The organism is Citrobacter sp. S-77, from assembly GCF_963864895.1.
GTDB classification, from domain to species: domain Bacteria; phylum Pseudomonadota; class Gammaproteobacteria; order Enterobacterales; family Enterobacteriaceae; genus Citrobacter; species Citrobacter murliniae.
Window position 1 is genome coordinate 742,207 of the sequence record NZ_CAWLWU010000002.1, and the last position, 26,143, is coordinate 768,349.

Sequence of the window (26,143 nt, forward strand, 5' to 3'; positions counted from 1 at the left end):
TCTTTCCGCCTCTTATTTCTGAAAAAAGCTGAGCATATCGCCAGCCAGTTGATCGCTGTCAACCTGCAGGTCACCCGATGCCAGCATGGCCTGCATTTGCGCGACTTTGTCGTAATCAACGTCATTTTGCGCATCACTGCTCAGCGTTTGCTGTGCGGTTTGTAAACCCGCCTGAGTAATGTCGTCGGCAGAAAGCATTGTTGCGCTGGTTGCCGTAGCTTGCGCAGCGTTCTTGTCTGAGCGGTCCGTTCCGGTCGCAGATGTCGGGCGATTACCAGGCAGAGTAGGTGTAATTTTCATATCAACCTCGAGCATGTTCCGTGTGGTTGTGTATCTGTTATCGGATAAAAGCGACTGCTGGGGGGAAAACTTTAATCCCATCACAAAAAATCTCTTATTGTTCCGCCGTTAGCGTGGTGACAACACCCGTATCCTCTACCACGCCGCTAATCACCCGCTGGCTGCTGCTATTGCGAATTTTTATCACATCCCCTTTATGGCCATTTTTCATTGCAACACCGGGCATAGACGCGGTGATCCCTTCCATGTGCGACACAATCATCACCGGTTGATCTCGTTTGACCAGTACGGGAGAGACCAGCGCCGCACGGGTAAGGGGTTTTCCTGGCTGTAAGGTGCGCTTGCTGGTCAGCCCGATAGCCTCCTCAACATTCATCATCAGTCCTTCTCGTTGGCCGCTGATATTGAATTTTTTGAGCTGCAGGACATCGGTGGTCAGCACCGTATCCCGCACAATCAGCGACTTAGGCATCACCACAGGCACAAATACATCAGGGCGTACTGCCACGTTAACTTGCCAGCCAGCACTTCCTGGGCAGGCGACTGAAAAATTCATTCGTGTCAGGACCGCCTCCGGGGAAGAGGTGAAAGTGGCTTTCGGAGCTGTAGCGCATAGCGCGCTGGTGCTTACCACGGAGGGGATATAGATATTGAAGGTGTAGCGATAGTCATGCCACTGCTGCTTTTGCGCCAGGGCTTCAATTTCATGGCTTGCGGCATTGAGAACCTGCGCGTTGATTTGTTCCCGGGCGCTGTGTTGAACGGGATGGACAGCGGCATATGCAGGTAAGGCACAGAATAAGGCCAGCATAATTTCCACGGAAAAGAGGAAAGAACACTTCCTTCGGTTGATTGTTAATTTCATAAAACCATTTCTCATCAGTCACTTAAAAGTTGGCATGTATATTGCTTAAAGAAGCGATATTGATGCAGGAGTGATGCGAGAAATGGGAATCAGTTTTCAACAGGCATTGGGTGTACATCCGCAGGCAGTGAAGTTACGTCTTGAGAGGACCGAGCTGCTGACTGCGAATTTAGCGAATGTCGATACGCCAAATTTCAAGGCTAAAGATATTGATTTTTCCACTGAGATGCAACGGGCAAGTCGCTCAAATGTTATGCCAGAGGTTGATGTGAAATATCGTGTGCCGATGCAACCCTCAGAGGATGGCAATACCGTGGAGTTGAATACCGAGCAGGCTCGGTTTTCACAAAATAGTATGGATTATCAAAGCAGTCTGACCTTTCTGAACCTGCAGCTTAGCGGTGTCAGAGAGGCCATTGAAGGGAAATAACGATGTCGTTTACTGATATTTATCAGATCTCGGGTTCGGCGATGACGGCGCAAACCATTCGCCTGAATACCGTCGCCAGTAACATGGCAAATGCCGAGTCTCCAGCCAGCAGCGAGGCGCAGGCCTACAAAGCAAGAAGCCCCGTCTTTGCTGCCGTTTACAACAATAGCCTGATTGGTGGGCACAACCATCACGCTATTGATGGTGCGAGTGTTCAGGTGCAGGACGTCATGCAAAGCGGTGGGGCGGTGAAACGCTATGAGCCTCATCATCCTATGGCGGATCGAGATGGTTATGTCTGGTATCCGGATGTCAACGTCGTCGAACAAATGGCTGACATGATGTCCGCATCCCGAGATTTTGAAACCAACGTTGATGTGCTGAATAACGTCAAAAGTATGCAGCAAAGCTTACTCAAACTGGGAGAAGTGTAATGAATAGCCTGGCTTTGTATGCCCAATCTCAGGCGCTGTCTTCTTCTCAGGAGAAGACAGCAGTCGCAGAAAATAACGTGGGGGCGACGTCGCAAAGCACCAATCTGGGGGACAGCAGCTCCTCAAACACTACTAGCACAACGGATACCAGTGGTACCAGCAACACCCCGACGACGACAACGTCTACGGAGCCGTCAGGTGTGCAAACGTTCCTGACATTATTCGTGGCTGAAATTGAAAACCAGGATCCAACCAACCCTACCGATCCGACCGCTTATATCGATCAGCTTTCCTCAATGGCACAGGTGGCGATGATGGAAGAGATGAGCGTACAGGCGAATACCAATGCCGTGCTGATGAGCAACATTCAGGTAATGGCGCTGGGGAATATGGTGGGTGACAACATCATGGTGCAGACCACATCACTGGACGTGAGCGATCAGGAGATTCAGGGGCGTGTCACGCTGGATGATGCCTGTACCGATGTTGACCTGCATTTTACCGACGAAGCGGGCAACGATTACACCGTCTCGCTGATCCCGGAAGGTGAAACCTCTGCAGGACCAGGACAGGTGGATTTCGATATTAATCCGGCTGATTACGGGATCCCGCCCGGCGATTACAGCGTATCTGTGGTGACCAATACCGGGGAGGAAGAGGTCCCTATCGAGGTTTCCGGAGAGGTTAAAGATGTGCGTATTCCGCTTGATGGAAGCACACCGGTGCTCAATGTTGATGGTGTCGGTGAAGTGCCTTTCACCATGATCACTCAGTTCGGTATACCGGATGGTACCGATGATGTTACGCCAGTGCCACCGGATGACGGTAGCGATGATGTTACCCCAGAGCAGACGGACAGTAGCAGCGAAAATCTCGTGCTTTGATGAAGTTTAAATAACAGGAATAAACAATGAGTTATGAAATTGCAGCGACGGGGCTGAATGCCGTCAACGAACAACTTGATGGGATCAGTAACAACATCGCTAACTCCGGAACGGTGGGGTACAAATCCATGACCACGCAGTTTTCCGCCATGTATGCGGGAACGCAGGCGATGGGCGTGAGTGTGGCCGGCTCTGCACAAAGCATCTCGACGGGGGGCTCCATGGTTTCAACCGGAAACGCGTTGGATCTGGCCATCAATAACGACGGTTTTTTTGTGACATGCGATAGCGCAGGAAACATTTCCTATACGCGTGCCGGGTCTTTCGTGACCGATAAAAACGGCTATATCGTAAACGCTACCGGTGATTATCTGCAGGGCTATCCGGTTGATGACAGCGGTACGCTGCAAACCGGTACAGTCACTGATATTCAGATTAAAACCGGCAATATTCCGGCACAGGCAACGGACAGTATGACGTTCACGGCAAACTTTAATGCCAGTGATGAGGTTATCGATCGTGATGGTGATGCAACTGCGACACCACCTGTTGATGCTGTACCTTTTGATCCTAACAACAGCGATACCTATACCGACAGCTACACCACAACCGTGTATGACTCATTGGGTAATGAACACTCGGTCAGCCAGTACTTTACCAAGACGGCGGATAATACCTGGGAAGTTGATTATACCTTTGATGGCGAGAAGCAGGACGGCGTACCACCCACCACGCTGACGTTCGATCCGAATACCGGCAAGCTGGTCTCTCCAACTACACCACAAACGATCACTTTTACTACCGATGAAGCCGCGCCAATTTCAATGACTGTCGATTACTCAGATTGTACTCAGTACGGTTCTGATTTCTCGGTGACTACAAACTCAGCGACCGGTTATGCCTCCGCAACGCAAAACGGCGTTCAGGTTGATGACGACGGTAAAGTTTACGCCACCTACAGCAACGGCGAACGTATGTTACAAGGCCAGGTTGTACTGGCAACCTTCCCGAATGATAGCGGGCTGCAAGCGGTGAGCGGCACTGCCTGGGTGCAAACCGGTGAATCCGGTACGCCGTTGATTGGCGTCCCTGGCTCTGGTACCTGCGGCACGCTCGCTTCCGGCATGCTTGAAAGCTCCAATGTGGATATCACCAATGAACTGGTTAACCTGATGACGGCCCAGCGTAACTACCAGGCGAACACGAAAGTGATCTCGACCAGTACGCAGCTGGATCAGGCCCTCTTCCAGGCGATGTAAGGCACTCATAAATGGATCGGTTGATATATACCGCACTGAGCGGTGCCACTCAGACACTGCTGGAACAGCAGATTAGCGCCAATAACCTCGCCAATGTGAACACCAATGGTTTTCGCGCGGATATGGCGATGGCGAGTAATGACAAAGTGAAGGGTGGTGGTTTCGATACGCGTTTTATGGCGAAGGAAAGCCCGAGTGGCGTCAATGACAGTATCGGCGTTGCGGAAAAAACAGAGCGTCCGCTGGATGTTTCTATTCAGGGCGGTGGCTATATCGCCGTGCAGGATAAGGCGGGAAATGAGGTCTATACCCGTAACGGCAATATTCAGCAGGACGACCAGGGGCAATTGACGATCGACGGCAATATCGTCCTCGGTGATAACGGTCCGATTATTCTGCCGCCGAACGCGATCGCCTCTTTCGGTAGCGACGGCACACTCTCGGTGACACCAGATGATGGTGATGTAACTGCCACAATGGATATTGATCGTCTGAAGCTGGTGGATATTCCGGTCAGTAATCTGGCGAAAAATACCGAAGGTATGTTGGTTACGGCTGACGGCGTACCGGCACAGCGTGATGAAAACATCAAAGTAAGCGGTGGTTTTCTGGAAAGCAGCAACGTGTCTGCGGTTAGCGAAATGATGTCTTCCATTGCGATGAACCGCCAGTTTGAAGCGCAAATCAAGATGATGAAAACCGCCGAGGAACTGAGTGACTCGGGCAACCGATTGTTACGTGGCTCTTAATCAGGGATAAAGTTTTATGAATGCAGCGTTATGGATCAGTAAAACCGGCCTGTCGGCGCAGGATGCTGAGATGAGTGCGATTGCCAACAACATCGCCAACGTCAACACCACGGGCTTTAAGCGCGACCGCGTTATGTTCCAGGATCTGTTTTATCAGACTCAGGAAGCGCCGGGCGCAATGCTTGATCAAAACAACATCATGCCGACCGGAATGCAGTTCGGCAGCGGTGTACGCATTGTTGGTACGCAGAAAACCTTCACCGAAGGGAATGTGGAAACTACTGATAATGCGATGAATGTGGCGATCATGGGACAGGGGTTCTGGCAAGTGCAAAAGGCTAACGGGGATATCGCTTATACCCGTGACGGCAACATGCAGATTAATGCTGATGGGGTGTTAACTAACTCCGAGGGGCTACCTCTGCAACCAGAGATTGATGTGCCAACCGGTGCGACCAATGTGGCATTTGGCGAAGATGGTACCGTGACGGCGATCCTTCCTGGCGATAGCGATCCGACCGAACTGGGGCAACTGACGTTGGTGAATTTCGCCAATCCGGCAGGCCTTTCAGCCGAAGGCGACAACCTGTATCTGGAAACCGCCGCCAGTGGTCAACCGACGGAAGGTATCCCGGGAGAAGATGGCCTGGGGACCTTGCAGGACAGTGCGCTGGAAGGCTCGAATGTGGATATCGTCAACGAAATGGTGGCGATGATCACCGTTCAACGTGCCTATGAGATGAACGCCAAAATGGTCTCTGCGGCAGACGATATGCTGCAGTTTATTAGCCAGACGCTGTAATACGAGAATGTAAAACGGAAATAGACAGAACGTGAAAAATTATCTCTGGCTGATAGTCCTGCTTCCCCTGTTAAGCGGGTGTGAATCGCAGGCTATGCTGGTCAAAAAGAATGACGAATTCTTCGCCCCCCCGAAAACGGAGGCACAGCCGACGGCTGATGGCCGTGCAGGGGGCGTGTTCGAAACAAGTTACAACTGGTCGTTGACGGCGGATCGCCGAGCCTATCGGGTGGGTGACATCCTGACCGTTATGCTGGAAGAGTCCACCCAATCCAGCAAACAGGCGAAAACCAATTTCGGCAAGAACAATACCGTCGATATCGGCGCGCCGACTATTTTTGGTCATACCAAAGATAATCTGTCGGGATCTATTGATGCCAATCGCGATTTCAATGGTACGGCGACATCGCAACAACAGAACAGCTTACGCGGTGAAATTACAGTATCTGTGCACTCTGTACAGCCGAACGGCATTCTGGAAATTCGCGGCGAAAAATGGCTCACCCTCAACCAGGGGGATGAATATATTCGCCTGAGCGGGCTGGTGCGTGCCGATGACATCCAGAACGATAACTCAGTTTCTTCACAACGTATTGCAGATGCGCGGATCTCGTACGCGGGTCGTGGTGCGTTGAGCGATGCCAACGCGGCAGGCTGGCTGACACGTCTGTTTAACCATCCTCTCTTCCCGATCTAATGCAGGATTTTGATATGCAACACCTAAGCGGGCGCTGGATGAAGGCGTTAAGTGGCGTCTTGATCGCTCTCAGCCTTGTTGTGTCTGGTACGACGCAGGCGCAATCTCTGGAATCTCTGGTCAACGTCCAGGGTGTCAGGGAAAACCAACTCATCGGTTACAGCCTGGTTGTTGGGCTGGATGGGACCGGGGATAAAAACCAGGTCAAGTTTACAAACCAGACCATCACCAACATGTTGCGTCAGTTCGGTGTTCAGTTACCGTCCAAGATTGATCCAAAGGTGAAAAACGTCGCGGCGGTGGCCGTCAGTGCATCACTGCCGCCAATGTACTCACGTGGGCAGACCATTGATGTCACAGTCTCTTCAATTGGCGACGCCAAAAGCCTGCGCGGTGGCACATTGTTGCTTACCCAGCTACATGGCGCTGACGGAGAAGTTTATGCCCTGGCGCAGGGGAGCGTGGTGGTCGGCGGGATGAATGCGACCGGTGCCAGCGGCTCCAGCGTTACAGTGAATACGCCGACGGCGGGACTTATCCCGAACGGTGCATCAGTGGAGCGTGAAATACCCAGCGACTTCCAGATGGGCGATACCATCACGCTTAATCTGAAACGTCCCTCTTTTAAAGATGCTAATAACATTGCGGGGGCGATCAACGCGGCATTTGGCGGTATTGCAACTGCGCAAAGCTCGACCAACGTTATCGTTCGTGCCCCAACCAGTCCAGGTGCTCGCGTTGCCTTTATGTCCCAGTTGGATGATGTACAGGTACTGGCCGAAAAAGTCCGTGCTCGCGTGGTGTTTAACTCGCGTACTGGCACGGTCGTCATGGGAGAGGGGATCGCCCTGCATGCGGCGGCAGTATCCCACGGCAGTCTGACGGTTTCTATCAACGAAAGCAGCAATGTTAGCCAGCCGAATGCCCTGGCAGGTGGCCGTACTGCGGTTACTCCACAGAGCAATATATCGGTGAATCATGCCCGACCTGGGGTGATTAACTTACCGGAGTCCAGCAGCCTGAAAACACTGGTTAATGCTCTCAATAGCCTGGGTGCAACGCCGGACGACATTATGTCTATTTTGCAGGCGCTGCATGAAGCTGGTGCGCTGGATGCCGACCTGGAGGTGATCTGATGGCTGACATCAAGGTGAATCACAGCGGGGGCGTTGACGGTAGCGATGCGTTAATGGGACCCAAAATTAAAGATAACGATTTGCAGAAAGCGGCTCAGCAGTTTGAGGCGATTTTTTTACGCAACATGATGAAAGAGATGCGTAAAACCAATGAGATCTTTGATTCAAAAGATAACCCGTTTAACAGCGACTCGGTGCGTATGATGCAGGGTTTTTATGACGACCAATTGAGCAACAGTCTGGCCCAACATAACGGGATTGGGATTGCGGCCATGATCGTGAAGCAACTCTCACCCCACCACAAAGGATAAAGGTCAGGCGGCGGCTTAAGAACCGCGGTTTTGCGCCGCTCTTTATCGGCAAGGTTGTTAACGACAGACCGGGCGACAGGCCGGTAAGGATTCTTTGATGGATATGATTAATATTGGCTACAGCGGTGCATCTACGGCGCAGGTGGAGCTGAACGTCACTGCGCAAAACACCGCCAACGCGCTGACGGATGGTTACACCAGGCAGGTTGCTGTCACCAGTACCATTGGCGCCAGCTCGGGCTCGTCAAACAGCGCCGGTAATGGTGTGCAGGTGGACAGTATTCGCCGGGTGTCGAACCAGTATCAGGTGAATCAGGTCTGGTATTCTGCCAGCGAATTTCATTACTACGACACTCAACAGGGATACCTGCTCCAGTTGGAAACGGTACTTAGCGATGACAACAGTAACCTGAACGCGGGATTTGATAATTTTTTTGCTGCGCTGAGCGAGGCGACAACCAGCCCGGATGACTCTGCTTTACGTGAACAGGTGATCAGCGAGTCTGGTGCGCTGGCGCTGCGTGTGAATAACACTCTGGATTATATCGACTCGCAAAGTAGTGAGATTGCCAGCCAGGAGCAGGCATATGTTGCTCAGGTGAATACGTTGACCAGCGGCATTGCCAGTTATAACCAGCAGATCACTGAGGCGGAAGCGAACGGTGATAACGCATCTGCCCTGTACGACGCCCGCGATCAATTGGTTGAACAGCTTAGCGGCATCATGGATGTTCAGGTCAATATTGATGATGAGGGGAACTACGACGTTACGTTGCAAAATGGTCAGCCATTGGTCAGCGGACAAGAAAGTTCAACCATTGCATTGGAAACCAATGCTGATGGCACTCAGAGCATGTCACTGACGTTTGCCGGAACGACATCGTCAATGAATTCCGATACGGGTGGCGCTTTAGGTGCGCTGTTTGATTACCAGAACGAAGTGCTGACGCCGCTGAGCGGTACTATCAACAGTATGGCGGAACAATTTGCCAATGCGGTGAATACTCAGCTTGCACAAGGCTATGACCTGAACGGTAATCCCGGCGAGCCGCTGTTTATTTATGATGAAAACTCTGCCGATGGCCCACTGGAGGTTAACCCGGATATCACCGCCGATGAACTGGCATTTTCCAGTTCGCCGGACGAAAGCGGCAATAGCGATAATCTGCAGGCGTTGATCAACATTTCCACCGAACCGCTGGAAATTGAGGGGCTGGGAAGCGTGACCGTCGGTGAAGCTTGCTCATCGATCATCAGCAACATCGGTATTTACAGCCAGCAGACTCAAACGGAAGCGACGGCAGCATCGAACGTTTACTCTGAAGCACAAAACCAACAGAGCAGCGTCAGCGGCGTCAGTATGGATGAAGAAGCGGTGAATCTTATTACTTATCAGCAAATCTATGAGGCCAACCTGAAAGTGATCTCTACGGGTGCTGATATTTTCGATTCCGTGCTGGAAATGTGTAGCTAACCTGGAGGGTTATTATTATGCGAGTCTCTACCCAACAATCTTATGTGTCCATGACGCAGAGTTTTAATAATCTCTCCAGCCAACTGTCACATGTTGTTGAGCAAATGGCGACCGGGAAAAGTATTTTGCTGCCGTCTGATGATCCGATAGCCGCTACCCGTATCACCCAGCTTAATCGCCAGCAAACCGCTCTCGATCAATATCAGAGTAATATTGATTCCGCATCGTCGGGTATGAGCCAGCAGGAGTCGATTCTTGATGGGGTTAACAACGATCTGTTAGCGATACGCGACGATCTGCTGGAGGCGGCGAACGGCACTAATACCGCTGATTCGTTAGCCAGTCTGGGCCAGGATATTCAGTCTATGACCGAGGCTATGGTATCGGCATTAAATTATCAGGATGAAGACGGCCACTATGTATTTGGCGGTACGGTCAACGATCAGCCGCCGATTGTTGCAGTGGATGATGACGGTGATGGTGTAACTGACAGCTACACCTATCAGGGCAACAGCAATCATCGTCAAACCACGGTTTCCAATGGCGTTGAGGTTGATACCAATGTCGCAGTCAGTGATTTTTTTGGCAGTAGTCTTGATGTACTGAACACGCTCACGTCGCTGTCGAAAGAGCTACAGGATCCATCAGTTGACCCTTCCAATCCGCAAGTGCAAAGCGATATTCAGAATGCCATCGATACAGTGGATGACGCCTCTGATTCTCTCAATGTGTCAATCGCTTCGTTGGGGGAAACGCAGAATACGATGACCATGTTGAGTGATGCCCAGACGGATATCTCCACCTCTAACGATCAGCTTATCAGCCAGTTGAGCGATCTGGATTACGGCCCCGCGTCTATTGAATTTACCGGGCTGGAAATGGCGATGGAAGCCACCTTGAAAACCTACTCCAAAGTGAGTGAGTTAAACCTTTTTAGTGTGATTTAACAATTAGCAACGGTTCAGGAACAGTATGCAGGTCGGTTTAAATACAACATCACTCTCCGCTAACGGAGCGCTCAATCCTTCCGTTCAACAGCATGCTGTTGCTCAGAATGCTCCCGTCCGTCAAAAGTTACCCGCAACGGCGAGTGATTACCCGGCCTCTCCACTGATCACTACCCGGCCCCAGCGTTACAGTGTTCAGCTCAACGACCAGCTCACTACGCTGCAACAGGCCGATCACTATCTGGGCCAACTGGAGCAGCATTTGCTGGATTATCGCCATGCGGCACGTCGTGGCGGGCAGGCGCAGCAGCAGAAGGGGGCCGATCTTACACAGTGGCTGGAAAAACGATCGTCGCTCTCCGGTGGAGCGGTCGATCGTCAATTGCGCCCGGTATTGCAGGGGGAAGCGCGAGTGACGTTCCAATCGCCTGATCTGGTGCGGATGCTGCAAAAAAATGCCTCGGAGTCGCGGATGTTCAGCGTCTCCGATGGACGGCAAACTCAGCTTTCTGCGGTGGTGGTCGGAGACGATGTCGAGTCTGGCCAATATAAAATGATGATGAGTCATGCGCTGCGTCGTGTTGGAGTGCAAATGCACGAGCAGCAGGGCATGCTCAACTTTTCCACCACAGAAAAACAGTGGCCTCAGTTGGAAAAGACGCTGAGCGCACGCGATGTGGAGGCAAAGTCATCAACGTTTACCCCGTTGAAAACCTTTGCCGATCCTTCGCGAGCAGAAGAATTGTTGCAGACCCTGTCACGAGGAAATTCCCGTACTCCAGATGCCATACAACACGCCCTGGATGCCATTGGCGATCAGAGGGCGCAAATGGCGACCCAGCAAGAGAAAGCCCGACAATTGATTGATGGTATGGCGCGCTTCCCACAGGCAGAAAGCGCAGTAAAAGCATCGGAGTCACTTGGTGGAATACTGGATCACGCTAATCATAATTATCAGGTGTTAGCGCAAGCGGTTAACGGGCAGGCCAGACTTTCTGGCCAGACCGTGCGGAGTTTATTACGTTAGTCAGACTGACATGCTTTTGCTTGTGATATAAACGAGGATGGATCCAAGACAAGCAGGCCACCAGCATCCTGATTAAAAAGTAAAATTTGCTGCGTATCTAAATGGAACCACCACATACGCAGATTATGTTCGTTAACAAAGGCGCCTAAATTCGACAGGCGGCGATCCGTATGATCGGTTTCTGCACCGCTAAAATGAAATTCTCCCTGCTTAGCCGTGCCAGAATAGCGATTAATACATGCCGATACCTTAAATATTGAGGGGGTATTGTTACCTTCCCCGATTGGCAGGAAGGTTAGGGTTGTGTTTTTTCCAGGAGGGCTCAAGATGAGTTCGTAATGAGAACTTTCCCCAGTGGCAAGGTTATAATTACTGGCAACAGTGTTTTCAATGTGTGCATGTACCATAAATGAAGCGAGCGAAAAAAAAGTAAACGCAATGTAAGAAAAATAGTTATTTGCACTTAGGAATTTCATTTAACATTTTCTCCACTTCTTTAAACATAATAGCATTCATTTCATTATCTTTGTTCTGCCAGTTATCAAAATTCAATACCAGCTGCCAACTGTCATTGCATTGATTGCTAAGCACAATATCAAGGACAAACTTACTCAGAGACTCTCTGTAGTACACATTCATTGTCATATTATGTGAGATCAACAACGGATTGATAAGTTGCATTCCTGGTAAAAGATGTTGAGAAAAAAAAGATGTCGTTTTATTTTTGGTATCAGTATCGTAAAGATGATAGACCGAGATCTGATTGGCATTATCAGTGTTTTCTTTTATCAACTGTGGTACATCAACAGGTTTTGTCGCGAACGGAGCTTCAAAGTAATACATGAAAATAAATAAAAATAGAGTGATAGCGATGACAGGCAATGTTATGAATACGGCTCTATAGGGATGCCGTGATGTGATGTTTTCTTTCTCTTTTTTTTCTGGTGATTCATTGATAAGTAATGACTTATCATGGTTTTCCAGTTGTTCATGGCCTGCCTCGTTGTCCTCCTCAGGTGTCCTGCAAGCGGGAGACAGTATGCTCTCTTCAGCGACCTCGGTTTCATCATTAATTAATGTCTGATCACTGAGGGTGGTAAGGTAACTTTTATTAAATAAATAGCCTTTTTTGGGGATGGTCTTAATAATTTCTTGTTGTTTTCCATCATCATCAATCGCAACACGTAAAGCATGAATAGCCGTCGGAAGGCTATTCCCACCCACAATACGACTTTTCCAGACTTCGCTCATTAAATATGAACGAGATAAAACAGAGTCGGCATTTTTAGCTAATGTTTCTAAAAGAATAAAATGGTATTCGCCCAGACGGCGCGTTTCACCTGTCTCGCAATGGATCAGGGCATTAAGCGAAGGATCCATCCGCCAGTTGTTGACTATAATACTCATGGTTTGGTTTACCTGTGCAAGAATTTTTATATCCCTGATGCCACACCGTTAAATATTAGTGCATTAAAGTTCTGGATAAACAGAGATATCGTACTGGCTGGAAAGTGACAGTTTAAGTATAGAGTGTTTTTTTGCGTAGTCCAAAAATGGACTTGGAATGTAACGAAAGCACTAAAAACTCACAATATAAAAGTAGACTGCATTTGCAACGAAATGTAAAAAAAAGCGCAGGGTTGGTAAAATAAAAAGATCTGATTTGAGTTTAATCTCATTGGTTTCATGGTGTTAACGATTTTTGGTTATCAGGGGTAATGGCTTAATGAGATATTACTAATAATCTTTTTATTTAAGCTCAATTTGCGCTTGTCTTGGTTTTGAGTGCTGACAACAACAGCACAGAATGCTTAATGATGATGTCGGCAAAAAAAATTTATGTGGTGCTTTAAGTTTTCTGAACGGGTGGTCGTTTTTACAGGGTATCGAAACGAAGATGATTATTCCCAAGGAGCTGTACCATGTTATCAATTAATACCAATACCGCATCAATGGCGGCTGTTAACGCAATCAACAAAAGTAGTTCATCTCTGTCTACTTCTATGGAACGCCTGGCGACGGGTAGCCGTATTAACTCTTCTGCAGATGACGCCGCAGGCAAACAAATTGCTAACCGTCTGACTGCACAGTCAAGCGGTATGGGTGTTGCGCTGAGCAACATTCAGGACGCAACCGCAATGCTGCAAACTGCAGATAGCACGTTTGATGAAATGACCGACGTTCTCGGCCGTATGAAAGACTTGTCCACGCAAGCAGCGAACGGAACATACAACGCTGACGACATGCAGGCTATGCAGGATGAGTTTGATGAACTGGGTCAGCAGATGTCCGACATGCTGCAGAACACCACCTACGGCGGTACTAACCTGTTTGGTACAGCTTCTGGCAGCAACACCGGTGCTTCTGGTCTGTTCCAGAGCGCAGTGACCTTCCAGGTTGGTGCTGAATCTTCTGACACCATGACTGTGGATATCTCCAGCCAGCTGGACACTCTGGTAACTGACCTGACCGCTGTCAGCACCTCTTTCGGTGCCGATCAGTCGGGTGCAACGGGTGTTTCCGGTGGTACTGAACTGACCACTTCTGGTTCTGCAAACGCGATGATCGGTACCATTCAGACTGCAATGGATGACGTTTCTAAAATTCAGTCCAAGTTGGGTGCGTCTATCAACCGTCTGAACGACACTGCGAATAACCTGACCAGCATGCAGGACAACACTGAAGTGGCAATCGGTAACATTATGGATACCGATTACGCGACGGAAGCCTCCAACATGACGCAACAACAGGTGCTGATGCAAACCGGTATTACCATGCTGAAGCAGTCCAACAGCATGTCCAGCATGGTGTCCAGCCTGCTGCAGTAATTCTGTTCAGTGGTGAAATTGCGCCAATCACAACACCGCCGACTGGCGGTGTTGTGCTTTCAGCGGCAGAGGGTTGGTCTGCAAGCTTCCCGCTCAGCGGAAATTTGATTTCCACGTGCTCAATAATTTGTTGATTTTAAATGAAATGTAAAATTGGCACACCTCTTGCTTAAGTATCAATAACGTCGCACGGAGTTATTCATGATTAACCCAAGAACCATGGCGAAAGCTGCCGCCTATGCGGATATCGCCACGCAAAGTGCAAACCTGATGCAACAGCAGGCGCAACTGGACGCTGAAAGTAGCGGGCTGGATTCGCTGAGTACGGCTTTAACCGATTTTCAATCGGCCATTGATGCATTAAACAGTGATACCGACGGTCCGCTGACCTTTTCGGCGACGACAAATAATGATGCAGCAACGGTGTCGGCGAACTCAGAAGCGCAGGCGGGAACGTATTCGTTTTATGTTCAGCAACTGGCTCAGGCGCAGCAGTCAACGTTCCAGATGGCAGATAATACCTACGATGCAACGGGTACGTTTGACCTGACCATGGCAGATGGCAGCACCATGGAGATCGATCTCTCTACAGCTGATAGCGATGGTGATAATAAGATCGATTCCACCGGGCTGGTGAATGCTATCAATAATTCCGATGATAACCCTGGGGTCTCGGCGGCGCTGGTAAAAACGGACGGTCAGACAACCATTATGCTGACGTCTGACAGTACCGGTGAGGATAGCGCCTTTACGGCGACCGTGAATGGAACCGTCATTGCCAGCCCCGACACCGCGATGACAAAAGCGCAAGATGCTGTGATTTGTCTGGGGGGAGCTAGTGGGCAAACCATAACCAGCAGCACCAATACCTTTGATGATGTGATCCCTGGTGTGAGCATGACTTTCACAGAAGCCAGCGATCCCGATGATCCCAGTGATGTTACCACTATTACCATTGCGGAAGACTCCAGCGCTTCGCAGGCAAAAGTACAAACTTTTGTAGATGCTTATAACACGCTTATCGATACCGTCAATTCACTCACCAGCAATGGTGGTAATGGTTCAAATCCCGGTGTATTTGCGGGCGATGCAGGACTCAGTTCGTTAACGAGCCAACTCGATGACATAGCGCATGCTTACTATGGCGGTGTGTCGATCGTGGATTACGGCATTTCGCTGGATTCTGACGGCCATTTACAGGTCGACTCAGATAAGTTTAACGAAGCGATGGAAGAGAATCCGGATGGCCTGACTTCTATCTTCGTCGGTGACGACAGCATGGTCGCACAGATGGACAGCCTGATGGAAAGCTACCTGGATTCCAGCACCGGTATTATCGCCATGCGTGAGGATAATATTGAGGATCAGCAGGGCAAAATCCAGGACGAAAGCGATCAGCTCACTCAAACCTATAACACCAACTATGACCGCTACCTGGAAGAGTACACCAATACGCTGATTGAAACGTACACCATGAAAGTGAGTATGGCTGCGTTTATGTAAGCAACTGGTTTAGCAAAAGAATAGAGAGTCAACATGTACGACACGCAGGATGGTTATTCGCAATACAAAGAGATGGATCTTGCTGCCCGCACGGCTGCCGCTTCACCGTTAGAGCTGGTACTGGTGCTGTTCTCCGGTTTGATGGATGAACTGGAGCGCGCTAAAAGTCACATCGAGAACAAACGTTTCGAGAAGAAGGCGCAAAGCATCAACAAATGCATCGATATTCTCAACGCCTTAACCAGTTCGCTGGAGTTTGAAACAGGTGGCGAACTGGTGGTGAATTTGTCCCGCCTTTATGACCATTGCGTCTACCGTCTGTATGAAGCCAGCGGTGAAATGTCATTGGAAAAGATTGATGAAGTGATCCTGATTCTGACCAATCTGCGCACAGGCTGGGAAGGTCTGTCGGCCAAACTTGGATAGGGCGATGGAAAGAGAGCAACAGCAACAGCAGCTTTATGCCCTGGTCGATGCGATGAACGAAGCTCTGGACAAAAATCGCTGGCGGCGATTGCCCGCGCTGCATAAGCAAGTGATGAGCGTCTTTCATGAATATGAAGCATGGGAACAAGACGTCACAGCGCTGCATGAAGTGAAAAATCACATGCGTGCGGCATTTTCAGCGCTGATTGAGCGCCGTGAGCGGCGTGCGGGAGAGCTCAAAACGCGTATGGATAAACATCAGCAAAATCAGGAGGGGATGATGGCGTATTCAATGGTTAATTTAATTTCGGAGAAGGCATGAACCCTGTATTAGCTGCTCTGGCCAGTGCGCTGGCAGAGGCCGCGCCCGAAAAGGCCTCTATTTCGGCCCCGGAACCTTCCGGGAGCGGCAGCGCATTTACTTTACCACAGGCGGGGTTTAACGCTGTGGCGGAACGTCTGCTCGGTGCAAAAGTTAACCAGCAGCAGGCGTCTGCTGCTGAGCGTCATCACGATGATACTAACCCAGCAGCAATGCAGGCATTACTGGCTATGCTGCTGGCGCATCCAGCTCAGACGGCGGTTCCCGCTGCTGCACAGAAACCACCTGATGGTGACGTGTTGAAAATGCTGTCGCAGGTGCAATCCGGAAATACAGAAGGGGCGCTCGTCCGGCAACTGGCAAGCGCAATGGCGCAGCAGGAAAAACCCGCAGCAGTTGCGCAGAATGTGAAAGATCTCTCCTCACTTCCGCCTAAACTGCAAGCGTTGTTGACGTCATTAACCCAGGATATGCCGCAGGCAACACCTGAGCAGCAGGCAAAACTGAGCACGTTTTCCGCCCAGGATTTACGTGCGATCTCTCCGGAACAGCCGCCACTCTCTTCCCCGCAGCAAATGACTGCTCGAGTGAAGTCAGCGGAAGCTCCTCTTCCGCACCCAATGGCGGTGGTAAAAAAAAGTGGCAGCAGTGATGTGAGTCAGTCCACCTCCGCCCAGAACTTGCTCAATATGTCCGCTCGGGTGAATCAACCGGCGAATGCTGTTGCTGATCGTAGCGTGGCGCCGATGCAAATTTCTGAGTCTGTGGCAATGTCGCCAGATGAACTGGGGGAGAAACTCACGGCACTGCTGAAAGACCGGATTCAGTTTCAATTAGGTCAGCAGCAGCAAATTTCTACCATTCGTCTGGACCCTCCATCACTTGGCAAACTGGAAATTGCCGTACAGCTGGATGCGGGAAAGCTGATGGTTCACATCGGCGCAAATCAGAGTGATGTCTGCCGTTCGTTGCAGCAATTTAGCGAGAACTTACGTCAGCATCTGACGGCGCAGAACTTCATGGAAGTGAATGTGCAGGTCTCCTCTGAAGGGCAATCGCAACAGCGGCAGCAACAACAGCAGTCAGGTCATCAACAGGATGAGGTGACGTCGGCATTAACCCTTAATGACGAACCTCAATTTCAACGGAATGAATCCGTTTTGATCAAAGTGTAAAAGCAAAATGAAGAAAATTGTTATCGCGTGTGTAATCAGTTCCGTCGTGGCTCTGGGTATTGCGGGGGGAGCCGCGTGGGGTATTTATCATTTTATGGCAAAGGGAACCGCAGCTGCGACGACACATCCTGCCGCAGAAGCAGAAAATAGCCTTGATGATACCAGCAGTATTTTTGTCTCCTTACCTGAAACGGTGGTCACTCTTCATGACAGTGAAGGTGAAGATCATTACATGGTGGCTGAATTAGTTATGGTTGTGAATACAGACAAAGATGCTGAAAAAATAAAGAAAGAAGAACCGTTATATCAGAGTATTACTGTCGATAAGCTTTCAAATATGAAATATGAAGAGATTCGTTCTTTAAAAATATCAGAAATCAGGACGATGGTTTCTAATACGTTGAAAAAAGAATTAACAACCCGAAAAATGGCTGCACCGTATAAGGATATTCTGGTGAAAAAAGTCGTGTTTCAATAAACGGCAAGCCAGGAAATAAAATGATACAGGAAGCTTACGAATCAGAAGATTTTAATGCGACACCCGTGCTCACGCCACAGGAAGAGAGTCATTATTTACAGGCTTATCTTCCACTGGTACGCAAAGTCGTGCGGCAACTTGCGCCGCAATGTACCTGCGTTATCGACAGGCAGGATATGGAGCAAACGGCGCTGATGGGGTTGCTGAATGCAATTCGTCGCTACGGTATGCCTGATGAAGGCTTTGCCGGATATGCCGTACATCGCATACGTGGGGCAATTCTGGATGAACTACGCAGCCTCGACTGGCGTCCTCGCCAGTTACGACAGAAATACCATCAGATTAAAGATCTGATTCGTGATGCGCGCAAACAACTCGGACACGAGCCTGGGTGGGAAGAGCTCTCACAGTTGGGATTGTCGTCAGAAGATTATCAAGAATACCAACAGCTGGAAGGTGCAGAAACACTGGCCAGTCTGGATGAATTATTGAGTGGTGACATGTCAGTTGTCACGCTCGAAGGGCGGGGGCTTGAGGAACAAATTGTTACTCAGGAAATGTTGAGCCATGCGCTGAGACAACTCAGTGAAAAAGAGGGCCTCGTGCTCTCAATGTATTACCAGCACGATATGAATTTAAAAGAGATTGCGCTGGTGTTGGGGCTGACGGAAGCCCGAATTTGTCAAATGAATAAAAAAATCACGCAGAAGATTCGTGATTGTTTATATCAAGATTAACAATTACGCATCGCGATGCGGAGGATGTAATGCAAAAGATTTTTGGTCTATTGGTCATTTTAGGCTGTGTATTTGGTGGTTATTTTGAAGCTGGTGGGCAGTTAATTGCTATTTGGCAACCGGCGGAAATTATCATTATTATCGGGGCGGGTTTGGGGGCCATGATTATTGGTAACCCGATGCATGTGCTTAAAGAGATCATCCACCAAATTAAAGGGGTGATCAGTAAAAAGAAAATGGGGCCGGAGTTTCAGCGCCAGTTACTGATGTGCCTGTATGAACTGCTGGAAATGGTACAAAACGGTGGGCTGCGTATGCTGGATCAGCATATAGAACAGCCGGAAGAAAGTACCATCTTTCAAAAATACCCGCTGGTGCTGACACAAAAACGCCTGGTGACATTTATTGCGGATAACTTCCGCCTGATGGCTATGGGAAAAATTGATGCCCATGAACTGGAAGGCATTCTTGATCAGGAGCTGGATACGGCGGAAGAGTCTCTGTTAACCCCCTCGCGTTCACTACAGCGTACCGCAGAGGCGATGCCTGGTTTTGGTATTTGTGCGGCGGTGCTGGGGATTATCATCACCATGCAGTCTATCGATGGATCTATCGCACTAATCGGTCTGAAAGTTGCCGCCGCGCTGGTGGGGACCTTTTTAGGGGTATTCATCTGCTACTGCCTGATGGATCCGCTGGCGAACGCTATGGAACAACAGGCCCGTGCAGAGCACTCTCTGCTGGAATGTGTGCGTACCGTGTTGGTGGCGCAGGCGGGCGGTAAACCGACTCTGCTGGCTGTAGATGCCGGTCGTAAACTCCTTCACCTGGCTTCTAAACCCACATTTGCCAATCTGGATGCATGGGTCAATGCGATGCTGGAGCAAGAATAAGCATGGGGAAGGGGCCAAATCGTCGTGACCGCGGTGCAAAGACCACTATTATCCGGCGACAAATTAAAAAGAATCATGCTGGTCATCATGGCGGCGCATGGAAGGTGGCATTTGCTGACTTCACGCTGGCGATGATGGCGCTCTTTATGACGCTGTGGATTGTGAACAGCGTCAGTAAGGCCGATCGTGAAAATATCGTGGCGGCACTACACGGTCAGTCAATTTTTAATGGTGGCGGTATGGCACCGTTAAACAAACTGGGTAAACAGCCGATAGCGCCGGGTGCCCAGAAGAAAAACGTCACGCCAAACAAACTGGATAAAACCACGCATCCGCAAGAGACCGCGAAGGTCACAGAAGAAAACGCCAAAAAGGCGCTGGATGTAAATGAGAAAACGGTATTACTGAAGCAAAAATCGGCGCGTGAACTCGGTGAACTGGCGACCAACATCAATGCTATTGCCCGCAATGCACATATGGAAACCAATCTGGAAATGGAGATCGTTCCCCAGGGGTTGCGGGTGCTGATTAAAGATGACCAGAACCGGAATATGTTTGAACGCGGCAGTGCGAAAATTATGCCGTTCTTTAAATCATTGCTGGTTGAGCTTGCTCCTGTATTTGATTCGCTGGATAACAGGATCATCATTACCGGACATACGGATGCGATGAGTTATAAGAGCAACATCTATAACAACTGGAATCTTTCTGGCGATCGCGCATTGTCGGCCCGTCGTGTTCTGGAAGATGCCGGAATGCCTCAGGATAAAGTCATGCAGGTCAGTGCAATGGCGGATCAAATGCTGCTGGATGCGAATAATCCAGAGAGCGCAGGTAACCGCCGCATTGAGATCATGGTGTTGACGCAAAGCGCTTCCGACACGCTGTATCAGTATTTTGGTCAGCATGGAGAGAAGGTGGTGCAACCGCTGGTGGACAAGCTGGATAAGCAAAAGCAGGTGACTTCCTTGAGTCAACAACCCGTTTCTGTACCTCATTAATTCTGTTCTCTGCTCCCACGCAACGTGGGGGCATTTTTTCTCAAGAGAGTCGCATGATTGCTGTAACCGATTTAATTCCCTTAGATATTCCGACCGATAGTAGTACTGATGTTACTCGTCAGGGGGCGCATTTCGACAATGTTTCCGGTATCTGGTACACCGAACCTCGTCAGCTGAATGAGGCACTTCGTGGTTATGCTTACGATACTGATGCTTTTAATATCGTGGCACCTTACTGCCTGGTGATTACATCGAAGATGCACTGTTGGAGCTGCCACCAGCCAACGCGTATTCATGGAGTGATGTTTACCCGCTTTATTAAACAAAATCAGGATGGTAAAGGCTGGCAGTCTGTGCGGCGCAATACGTTTCTCTTCCATATTAATTCTCTGCCTGATGAGATAAAAAAGAACATCAAGGCCAGCAATTACTATCTGGATAAGAGTAAAACAACCGGGCTTCGCTACTGGATGAATCATTGTGAAATTTGTGGCGAACGGTTGGGCGACTACGAGCTTTTTTGCATCGAAGATGAGGCATTTCATCAGATGACCATTGAGAGGATCCTGCGGGCAAATGTCAGAAAAGTGAATAAGCTGTTTGTCAGTTTGGCGGGCAATCCCGCGGATCATGCGCCGAAAGACGTTGTACGTTACCTGTGTGACGCTCGCTTTGTCATGAATGAACCGGAGCCAGCGTAATCCCCCGCGTAAGGCAGATTCATACTTCTCACGATACAAAAATACTGTATACTTAAACAGTGTTGTGGGAGGCGAGTTATGCGCAAAATCATACATGTCGATATGGACTGCTTTTTCGCGGCGGTGGAAATGCGCGATAACCCCGCCCTGCGTGATATTCCCATTGCTATCGGTGGGAGCCGTGAACGCAGAGGGGTCATCAGTACGGCTAATTACCCGGCGAGGAAATTTGGTGTACGCAGTGCGATGCCCACAGGAATGGCGCTAAAATTGTGTCCGCATCTCACCTTATTGCCTGGGCGCTATGAGGCTTATAAAGAAGCCTCCAGCCAGATCCAGGCTATCTTTTCGCGCTACACCTCACTCATCGAGCCTCTTTCCCTGGATGAAGCCTATCTGGATGTTACCGACAGCACTCATTGCCACGGCTCCGCCACGCTGATTGCCCACGAGATCCGCCAGACGATTTTTAATGAGTTACAACTCACCGCCTCGGCGGGGATTGCACCGGTTAAGTTCCTGGCCAAAATCGCCTCAGATTTGAATAAACCCAACGGGCAATATGTGATAACCCCTGCGGATGTCCCTGAATTCATCAGAACGTTACCCCTGGGGAAAATTCCTGGCGTCGGGAAAGTTTCTGCTGCAAAGCTCGAAGCCATGGGGTTGCGCACCTGCGAGGATGTACAAAAATGCGATCTGGCCATATTGCTTAAGCGTTTTGGTAAATTTGGTCGGGTGCTGTGGGAGCGCAGCCAGGGGATTGACGAACGGGATGTCAGCAATGACAGAATGCGTAAGTCAGTTGGCGTCGAGCGTACCCTCGCGGAAGACATTCATGAGTGGCCAGAGTGCGAGGCGATCATCGAACGGCTTTACCCGGAACTGGAACGACGTCTGGCGAAAGTGAAGCCGGATCTCTTCATCGCTCGCCAGGGCATTAAATTAAAGTTTAATGATTTTCAGCAGACGACGCAGGAACACGTCTGGCCGCGCTTAAATAAAGACGATTTAATTGCAACCGCGCGTAAAACCTGGGATGAGCGTCGGGGAGGGCGGGGAGTTCGGCTGGTGGGATTACACGTGACGCTGCTGGATCCGCAGCTCGAGAGACAACTGTTGTTAGGACTCTAACCTGGATTATTTGCCGGACAGAGGCGTTAACGCCGCCATCCGGCAATGTATTACAGAGAGTTATTTCGCCGGAATAGATTTCAACAGCTCAGTCAGCAGCGTCCAGTAATGGCCGACGCTTTCAATATGAACTTGTTCATCCGGGGAGTGCGGACCGGTGATGGTTGGCCCGATGGATACCATGTCCATATCCGGATACGGTTTCTTGAACAGACCGCATTCCAGACCTGCGTGGATAATCTGGATGTTCGGCGTCTTGTTGAACAGACGCTGATAGGTTTCACGCACCAGATGCATCACTGGGGAGTTAGCGTCCGGTTGCCAGCCAGGATACGCGCCTTTGGCTTCGGTTTTTGCACCAGCCAGCTTGCCCAGAGAATCCAGCATACTCACGACATAGTCTTTACCGCTGTCGATCAGCGAGCGAACCAGGCAGTGAATCTGCACGTTATCGTCAGTCATAGTGACAACGCCGACGTTCAGGGAGGTTTCCACAACGCCTTTCGCCACATCTGAATTACGGATCACACCGTTTGGTGTGGCGTTCAGCAGGCGAACAAAGGTATCGCGAGACTGAGCAGTCAGCGCGGCTTTATCATTGGCAACAGCATCCAGCAACAGAGCCAGATTCTTCTCTTTTGCTGCCAGTTCGTTTTTCAGGATGTCCTGATAAGTGTTCACCAGCGCTTTTAACGCATCGACTTTATCTGCGGCAACGGCGAGGGTAGCAAAGGCTTCACGTGGAATCGCGTTACGCAGCGTACCGCCGTTGAAATCAACCAGACGCAGATCCAGCTCTTCAGCGTGGCCTGCCAGGAAACGTACCAGCAACTTGTTAGCATTACCGAGGCCAACGTGAATTTCGCCACCGGAGTGACCACCCTTCAGACCTTTTAACGTCAGCTTAAAGCTCTGGAAACCAGCTGGAATGGCTTCACGAGATAGCGGCAGGTTAGAGGTAAAGTCGATCCCCCCGGCGCAACCCATGTAGATCTCACCTTCTTCTTCGGAGTCGGTGTTGATCAGAATGTCTGCCTGCAGCCAGTTAGCTTGCAGACCAAACGCGCCGTCCATTCCTGCTTCTTCAGTCATGGTCAGCAGAACTTCCAGCGGGCCATGGACGACATTGTCATCAGCCAGAACCGCCAGCGCAGAGGCCATACCGATACCGTTATCTGCACCCAGAGTGGTGCCGCGGGCTTTCACCCATTCGCCGTCGATATAAGGCTGGATAGGATCTTTAGTGAAGTCGTGGACGGTGTCGTTGTTTTTCTGCGGCACCATATCCAGGTGCGCCTGCAGAACTACCGGCTTGCGGTTTTCCATTCCTGCGGTAGCGGGTTTACGAATCAGGATATTACCGACCTGATCGCGCTCGACGTGAAAACCTTTCTCTTTGGCCCAGCTCAGAATGTGTTCAGCGAGCTGCTCTTCATGATAGGACGGATGAGGAATAGAACAGATTTTAGCAAAAATATCCCACAGCGGTTGTGGAGATAATTGAGACAGTTCAGACACGTTGAGTCTCCTTGGCGATGTCCTACAAAATTGACTTGCAGGCCACAGGGTTAGCAGAATTAAAAACACCACAAGTCAGGCTTGCGAGATGCGATTGAGAATACCACTTTCTCTGCTCGCGGGTAGTATAAAGCATGCAAAAAGAGGCGTGGATTCCGCTAAACACTGGTTTTTAGTGCGTCAGATCTCTATAATCTCGCGCAACCTATTTCCCCCTCGAACACTTTTTAAGCCGTAGATAAACAGGCTGGGACACTTTACATGAGCGAAAAATACGTCGTCACCTGGGACATGTTGCAAATTCATGCACGTAAACTGGCGAGCCGCCTGATGCCTTCTGAACAATGGAAAGGCATCATTGCCGTTAGCCGTGGTGGTCTGGTGCCGGGCGCATTGCTGGCGCGTGAATTGGGTATTCGTCATGTTGATACCGTATGTATCTCCAGCTACGATCACGATAACCAGCGCGAACTGAAAGTGCTGAAGCGTGCCGAAGGTGACGGTGAAGGTTTCATCGTTATTGATGACCTCGTTGACACCGGTGGTACCGCCGTTGCCATTCGCGAAATGTACCCTAAAGCACATTTCGTCACCATCTTCGCTAAACCAGCAGGCCGCCCGCTGGTGAATGATTATGTAGTTGATATCCCTCAGGATACCTGGATTGAGCAACCGTGGGATATGGGCGTGGTGTTCGTCCCGCCAATTTCTGGTCGCTAATCAATAACGCTTTCAACGCCTGGCCATGCCGGGCGTTGTTCTTTATTAAGCCCCATCAGGTTACAATGCGCCTTAGTGAGTATTCATGGAGGCCGCAAGAATGTCACAGGCTAACCTCAGCGAAGTTCTGTTTAAACCCCGCTTCAAACACCCTGAAACGTCAACGCTTGTTCGTCGTTTTAATCACGGTGCGCAGCCGTCCGTGCAATCTGCTCTGGATGGAAAAACAATCCCGCACTGGTATCGCATGGTTAACCGTCTGATGTGGATCTGGCGTGGTGTCGATCCGCGTGAAATCCTTGAAGTGCAGGCTCGCATCGTCATGAGCGAAGCGGAGCGCACGGATAAAGAGCTCTACGACACGGTAATTGGTTACCGTGGTGGGAACTGGATATATGAGTGGGCAAAGCAGGCGATGGACTGGCAACAAAAAGCCGCCCAGGAACAGGACCCACAAATTAGCGGACGCCACTGGTTGCACGCATCCACGCTGTACAACATTGCTGCTTATCCGCATCTGAAAGGCGACGAGCTGGCAGAACAAGCTCAGGCCCTCGCGAATCGCGCCTATGAAGAGGCAGCTCAGCGCTTGCCCGGCACACTGCGTGAAATGGAATTTGCCGTCACTGGCGGCGCGCCCATCACGGCATTTTTACATATGCCAAAAGGTGACGGTCCGTTCCCGACCGTATTGATGTGCGGTGGTCTGGATTCAATGCAAACGGACTACTACACCCTGTATGAGCGCTATTTCGCCCCACGTGGTATTGCGATGCTGACGCTGGACATGCCTTCGGTCGGATTCTCATCTAAATGGAAACTGACACAGGATTCCAGTCTGCTCCATCAGCATGTTTTAAAAGCACTGCCTAATATTCCGTGGGTGGATCATACCCGTGTAGCTGCGTTTGGTTTTCGCTTTGGCGCTAACGTGGCAGTACGCCTGGCGTATCTTGAACCTTCGCGCCTGAAAGCGGTGGCCTGCCTTGGGCCGGTGGTTCATGCGCTGCTCAGTGACCCACAGCGTCAGGCTTCTGTTCCTGAAATGTATCTTGACGTGTTGGCCAGTCGCCTGGGTATGCACGATGCCTCAGATGAAGCGCTGCGGGTTGAGCTAAATCGCTATTCATTAAAAGTACAAGGCCTGCTGGGAAGACGCTGCCCAACACCGATGCTTTCGGGATTCTGGAAAAACGATCCGTTCAGCCCGGAAGAGGAGTCTCGCTTAATCGCATCTTCATCTTCTGACGGTAAGCTACTGGAGATCCCGTTCAATCCGGTGTATCGGAATTTTGACAAAGCGTTGCAAGAAATAACCGGGTGGATCAATCATAGATTGTGTTAATAGATTGCTAAATTTTATTGATTTGGTAAAACAGTTGCTTCACCTAA

General features: G+C 50.0%; 30 protein-coding genes. 25 read left to right on the forward strand and 5 right to left on the reverse strand.

The genetic code is table 11. The annotated features are described in order from the left end of the window. Positions 1-12: 12 nt before the first annotated feature. Positions 13-300, reverse strand: a complete 288-nt coding sequence (gene flgM / locus AACS05_RS04120; protein ID WP_045449457.1) for a flagellar biosynthesis anti-sigma factor FlgM — start codon at positions 298-300, stop codon at positions 13-15. Positions 301-394: 94 nt separating this feature from the next. Then, on the reverse strand, positions 395-1,165 hold the full coding sequence (flgA, locus tag AACS05_RS04125; protein WP_045440167.1) for a flagellar basal body P-ring formation chaperone FlgA: 771 nt from the start codon (positions 1,163-1,165) through the stop codon (positions 395-397). Between the two features lie 82 nt (positions 1,166-1,247). On the opposite strand from flgA, the gene AACS05_RS04130 reads away from it, so the two are divergent. From AACS05_RS04130 to AACS05_RS04185, 12 genes are all read left to right on the forward strand, one after another. Beyond that, complete coding sequence (locus tag AACS05_RS04130) at positions 1,248-1,595, forward strand: flagellar basal body protein (RefSeq protein ID WP_045440169.1); 348 nt, start codon at positions 1,248-1,250, stop codon at positions 1,593-1,595. A gap of 2 nt (positions 1,596-1,597) precedes the next feature. Next, positions 1,598-2,029: a flagellar basal body rod protein FlgC gene (gene flgC / locus AACS05_RS04135; protein WP_045440172.1), complete on the forward strand. Its 432-nt coding sequence runs from the start codon at positions 1,598-1,600 to the stop codon at positions 2,027-2,029. Continuing rightward, positions 2,029-2,913 carry a flagellar hook capping FlgD N-terminal domain-containing protein gene (locus AACS05_RS04140; protein WP_045440175.1) on the forward strand — a complete coding sequence of 295 codons (885 nt, stop codon included), beginning with the start codon at positions 2,029-2,031 and terminating at the stop codon, positions 2,911-2,913. Before flgC ends, AACS05_RS04140 begins: the two co-directional genes overlap by 1 nt. 26 nt (positions 2,914-2,939) lie before the next feature. Continuing rightward, a complete protein-coding gene (flgE, locus tag AACS05_RS04145) occupies positions 2,940-4,172 on the forward strand; it encodes a flagellar hook protein FlgE (RefSeq protein ID WP_045440177.1) in 1,233 nt (410 codons plus the stop codon). A gap of 11 nt (positions 4,173-4,183) precedes the next feature. Next, positions 4,184-4,921, forward strand: a complete 738-nt coding sequence (locus AACS05_RS04150) for a flagellar basal body rod protein FlgF (protein WP_045440180.1) — start codon at positions 4,184-4,186, stop codon at positions 4,919-4,921. A gap of 16 nt (positions 4,922-4,937) precedes the next feature. Beyond that, positions 4,938-5,723 (forward strand): flagellar basal-body rod protein FlgG, encoded by a 786-nt coding sequence (gene flgG, locus AACS05_RS04155; protein WP_045440182.1) that lies wholly within the window; start codon positions 4,938-4,940, stop codon positions 5,721-5,723. Between the two features lie 31 nt (positions 5,724-5,754). Continuing rightward, positions 5,755-6,420 (forward strand): flagellar basal body L-ring protein FlgH, encoded by a 666-nt coding sequence (gene flgH, locus AACS05_RS04160; protein WP_045440184.1) that lies wholly within the window; start codon positions 5,755-5,757, stop codon positions 6,418-6,420. A gap of 14 nt (positions 6,421-6,434) precedes the next feature. Beyond that, positions 6,435-7,556 (forward strand): flagellar basal body P-ring protein FlgI, encoded by a 1,122-nt coding sequence (locus AACS05_RS04165; protein WP_045440187.1) that lies wholly within the window; start codon positions 6,435-6,437, stop codon positions 7,554-7,556. Further along, positions 7,556-7,867, forward strand: coding sequence for a rod-binding protein (locus tag AACS05_RS04170; RefSeq protein WP_045440189.1), 312 nt, complete (start codon positions 7,556-7,558; stop codon positions 7,865-7,867). The genes AACS05_RS04165 and AACS05_RS04170 overlap by 1 nt, the downstream gene beginning before the upstream one ends. Positions 7,868-7,964: 97 nt before the next feature. Next, on the forward strand, positions 7,965-9,341 hold the full coding sequence (gene flgK, locus AACS05_RS04175; protein WP_045440192.1) for a flagellar hook-associated protein FlgK: 1,377 nt from the start codon (positions 7,965-7,967) through the stop codon (positions 9,339-9,341). A 17-nt stretch (positions 9,342-9,358) separates the two neighbouring features. Continuing rightward, a complete protein-coding gene (flgL, locus tag AACS05_RS04180; protein WP_045440194.1) occupies positions 9,359-10,288 on the forward strand; it encodes a flagellar hook-associated protein FlgL in 930 nt (309 codons plus the stop codon). A gap of 25 nt (positions 10,289-10,313) precedes the next feature. Continuing rightward, on the forward strand, positions 10,314-11,315 hold the full coding sequence (locus AACS05_RS04185) for a hypothetical protein (protein WP_045440197.1): 1,002 nt from the start codon (positions 10,314-10,316) through the stop codon (positions 11,313-11,315). On the opposite strand, the gene AACS05_RS04190 is transcribed toward AACS05_RS04185, so the two are convergent. Both AACS05_RS04190 and AACS05_RS04195 read right to left on the reverse strand, forming a co-directional pair. Next, positions 11,312-11,791, reverse strand: coding sequence for a hypothetical protein (locus AACS05_RS04190; RefSeq protein WP_045440201.1), 480 nt, complete (start codon positions 11,789-11,791; stop codon positions 11,312-11,314). The genes AACS05_RS04185 and AACS05_RS04190 overlap by 4 nt on opposite strands. Further along, positions 11,769-12,722: a transcriptional regulator gene (locus AACS05_RS04195; protein ID WP_045440203.1), complete on the reverse strand. Its 954-nt coding sequence runs from the start codon at positions 12,720-12,722 to the stop codon at positions 11,769-11,771. Before AACS05_RS04195 ends, AACS05_RS04190 begins: the two co-directional genes overlap by 23 nt. Positions 12,723-13,237: 515 nt before the next feature. Between AACS05_RS04195 and lafA the strand changes: the two genes are divergently transcribed. From lafA to dinB, 11 genes are all read left to right on the forward strand, one after another. Then, entirely contained in the window at positions 13,238-14,143 is a 906-nt protein-coding gene (gene lafA, locus AACS05_RS04200; protein ID WP_045440205.1) for a lateral flagellin LafA, read from the forward strand. A 201-nt stretch (positions 14,144-14,344) separates the two neighbouring features. Then, positions 14,345-15,646, forward strand: a complete 1,302-nt coding sequence (gene fliD, locus AACS05_RS04205; protein WP_045440207.1) for a flagellar filament capping protein FliD — start codon at positions 14,345-14,347, stop codon at positions 15,644-15,646. A gap of 33 nt (positions 15,647-15,679) precedes the next feature. Further along, positions 15,680-16,072, forward strand: coding sequence for a flagellar export chaperone FliS (fliS, locus tag AACS05_RS04210; protein ID WP_045440209.1), 393 nt, complete (start codon positions 15,680-15,682; stop codon positions 16,070-16,072). Between the two features lie 4 nt (positions 16,073-16,076). After that, positions 16,077-16,394 carry a hypothetical protein gene (locus AACS05_RS04215; RefSeq protein ID WP_045440212.1) on the forward strand — a complete coding sequence of 106 codons (318 nt, stop codon included), beginning with the start codon at positions 16,077-16,079 and terminating at the stop codon, positions 16,392-16,394. Beyond that, complete coding sequence (locus AACS05_RS04220) at positions 16,391-17,569, forward strand: flagellar hook-length control protein FliK (RefSeq protein WP_045440216.1); 1,179 nt, start codon at positions 16,391-16,393, stop codon at positions 17,567-17,569. Before AACS05_RS04215 ends, AACS05_RS04220 begins: the two co-directional genes overlap by 4 nt. A gap of 7 nt (positions 17,570-17,576) precedes the next feature. Further along, entirely contained in the window at positions 17,577-18,047 is a 471-nt protein-coding gene (locus AACS05_RS04225) for a flagellar basal body-associated FliL family protein (RefSeq protein WP_045440219.1), read from the forward strand. A 20-nt stretch (positions 18,048-18,067) separates the two neighbouring features. Beyond that, complete coding sequence (locus tag AACS05_RS04230) at positions 18,068-18,784, forward strand: FliA/WhiG family RNA polymerase sigma factor (RefSeq protein WP_045440222.1); 717 nt, start codon at positions 18,068-18,070, stop codon at positions 18,782-18,784. 29 nt (positions 18,785-18,813) lie between these two features. Then, the gene (gene motA / locus AACS05_RS04235) at positions 18,814-19,677 is read left to right on the forward strand and encodes a flagellar motor stator protein MotA (RefSeq protein ID WP_045440225.1); all 864 of its coding nucleotides are present in this window, start codon (positions 18,814-18,816) and stop codon (positions 19,675-19,677) included. A 2-nt stretch (positions 19,678-19,679) separates the two neighbouring features. Then, positions 19,680-20,678, forward strand: a complete 999-nt coding sequence (gene lafU, locus AACS05_RS04240; protein ID WP_045440228.1) for a putative lateral flagellar export/assembly protein LafU — start codon at positions 19,680-19,682, stop codon at positions 20,676-20,678. A 53-nt stretch (positions 20,679-20,731) separates the two neighbouring features. Next, positions 20,732-21,379 (forward strand): hypothetical protein, encoded by a 648-nt coding sequence (locus tag AACS05_RS04245; protein WP_045440231.1) that lies wholly within the window; start codon positions 20,732-20,734, stop codon positions 21,377-21,379. 78 nt (positions 21,380-21,457) lie between these two features. Further along, positions 21,458-22,513 carry a DNA polymerase IV gene (gene dinB / locus AACS05_RS04250; protein WP_045440234.1) on the forward strand — a complete coding sequence of 352 codons (1,056 nt, stop codon included), beginning with the start codon at positions 21,458-21,460 and terminating at the stop codon, positions 22,511-22,513. Between the two features lie 60 nt (positions 22,514-22,573). On the opposite strand, the gene pepD is transcribed toward dinB, so the two are convergent. After that, on the reverse strand, positions 22,574-24,031 hold the full coding sequence (pepD, locus tag AACS05_RS04255) for a cytosol nonspecific dipeptidase (protein ID WP_045440238.1): 1,458 nt from the start codon (positions 24,029-24,031) through the stop codon (positions 22,574-22,576). Between the two features lie 261 nt (positions 24,032-24,292). Here pepD and gpt point away from each other — a divergent pair, with 261 nt between their 5' ends. Together gpt and frsA are read left to right on the forward strand one after the other, a co-directional pair. Then, positions 24,293-24,751 carry a xanthine phosphoribosyltransferase gene (gpt, locus tag AACS05_RS04260; protein WP_003031380.1) on the forward strand — a complete coding sequence of 153 codons (459 nt, stop codon included), beginning with the start codon at positions 24,293-24,295 and terminating at the stop codon, positions 24,749-24,751. A 100-nt stretch (positions 24,752-24,851) separates the two neighbouring features. Continuing rightward, positions 24,852-26,096, forward strand: coding sequence for an esterase FrsA (frsA, locus tag AACS05_RS04265; protein ID WP_045440242.1), 1,245 nt, complete (start codon positions 24,852-24,854; stop codon positions 26,094-26,096). Positions 26,097-26,143: the final 47 nt, after the last annotated feature.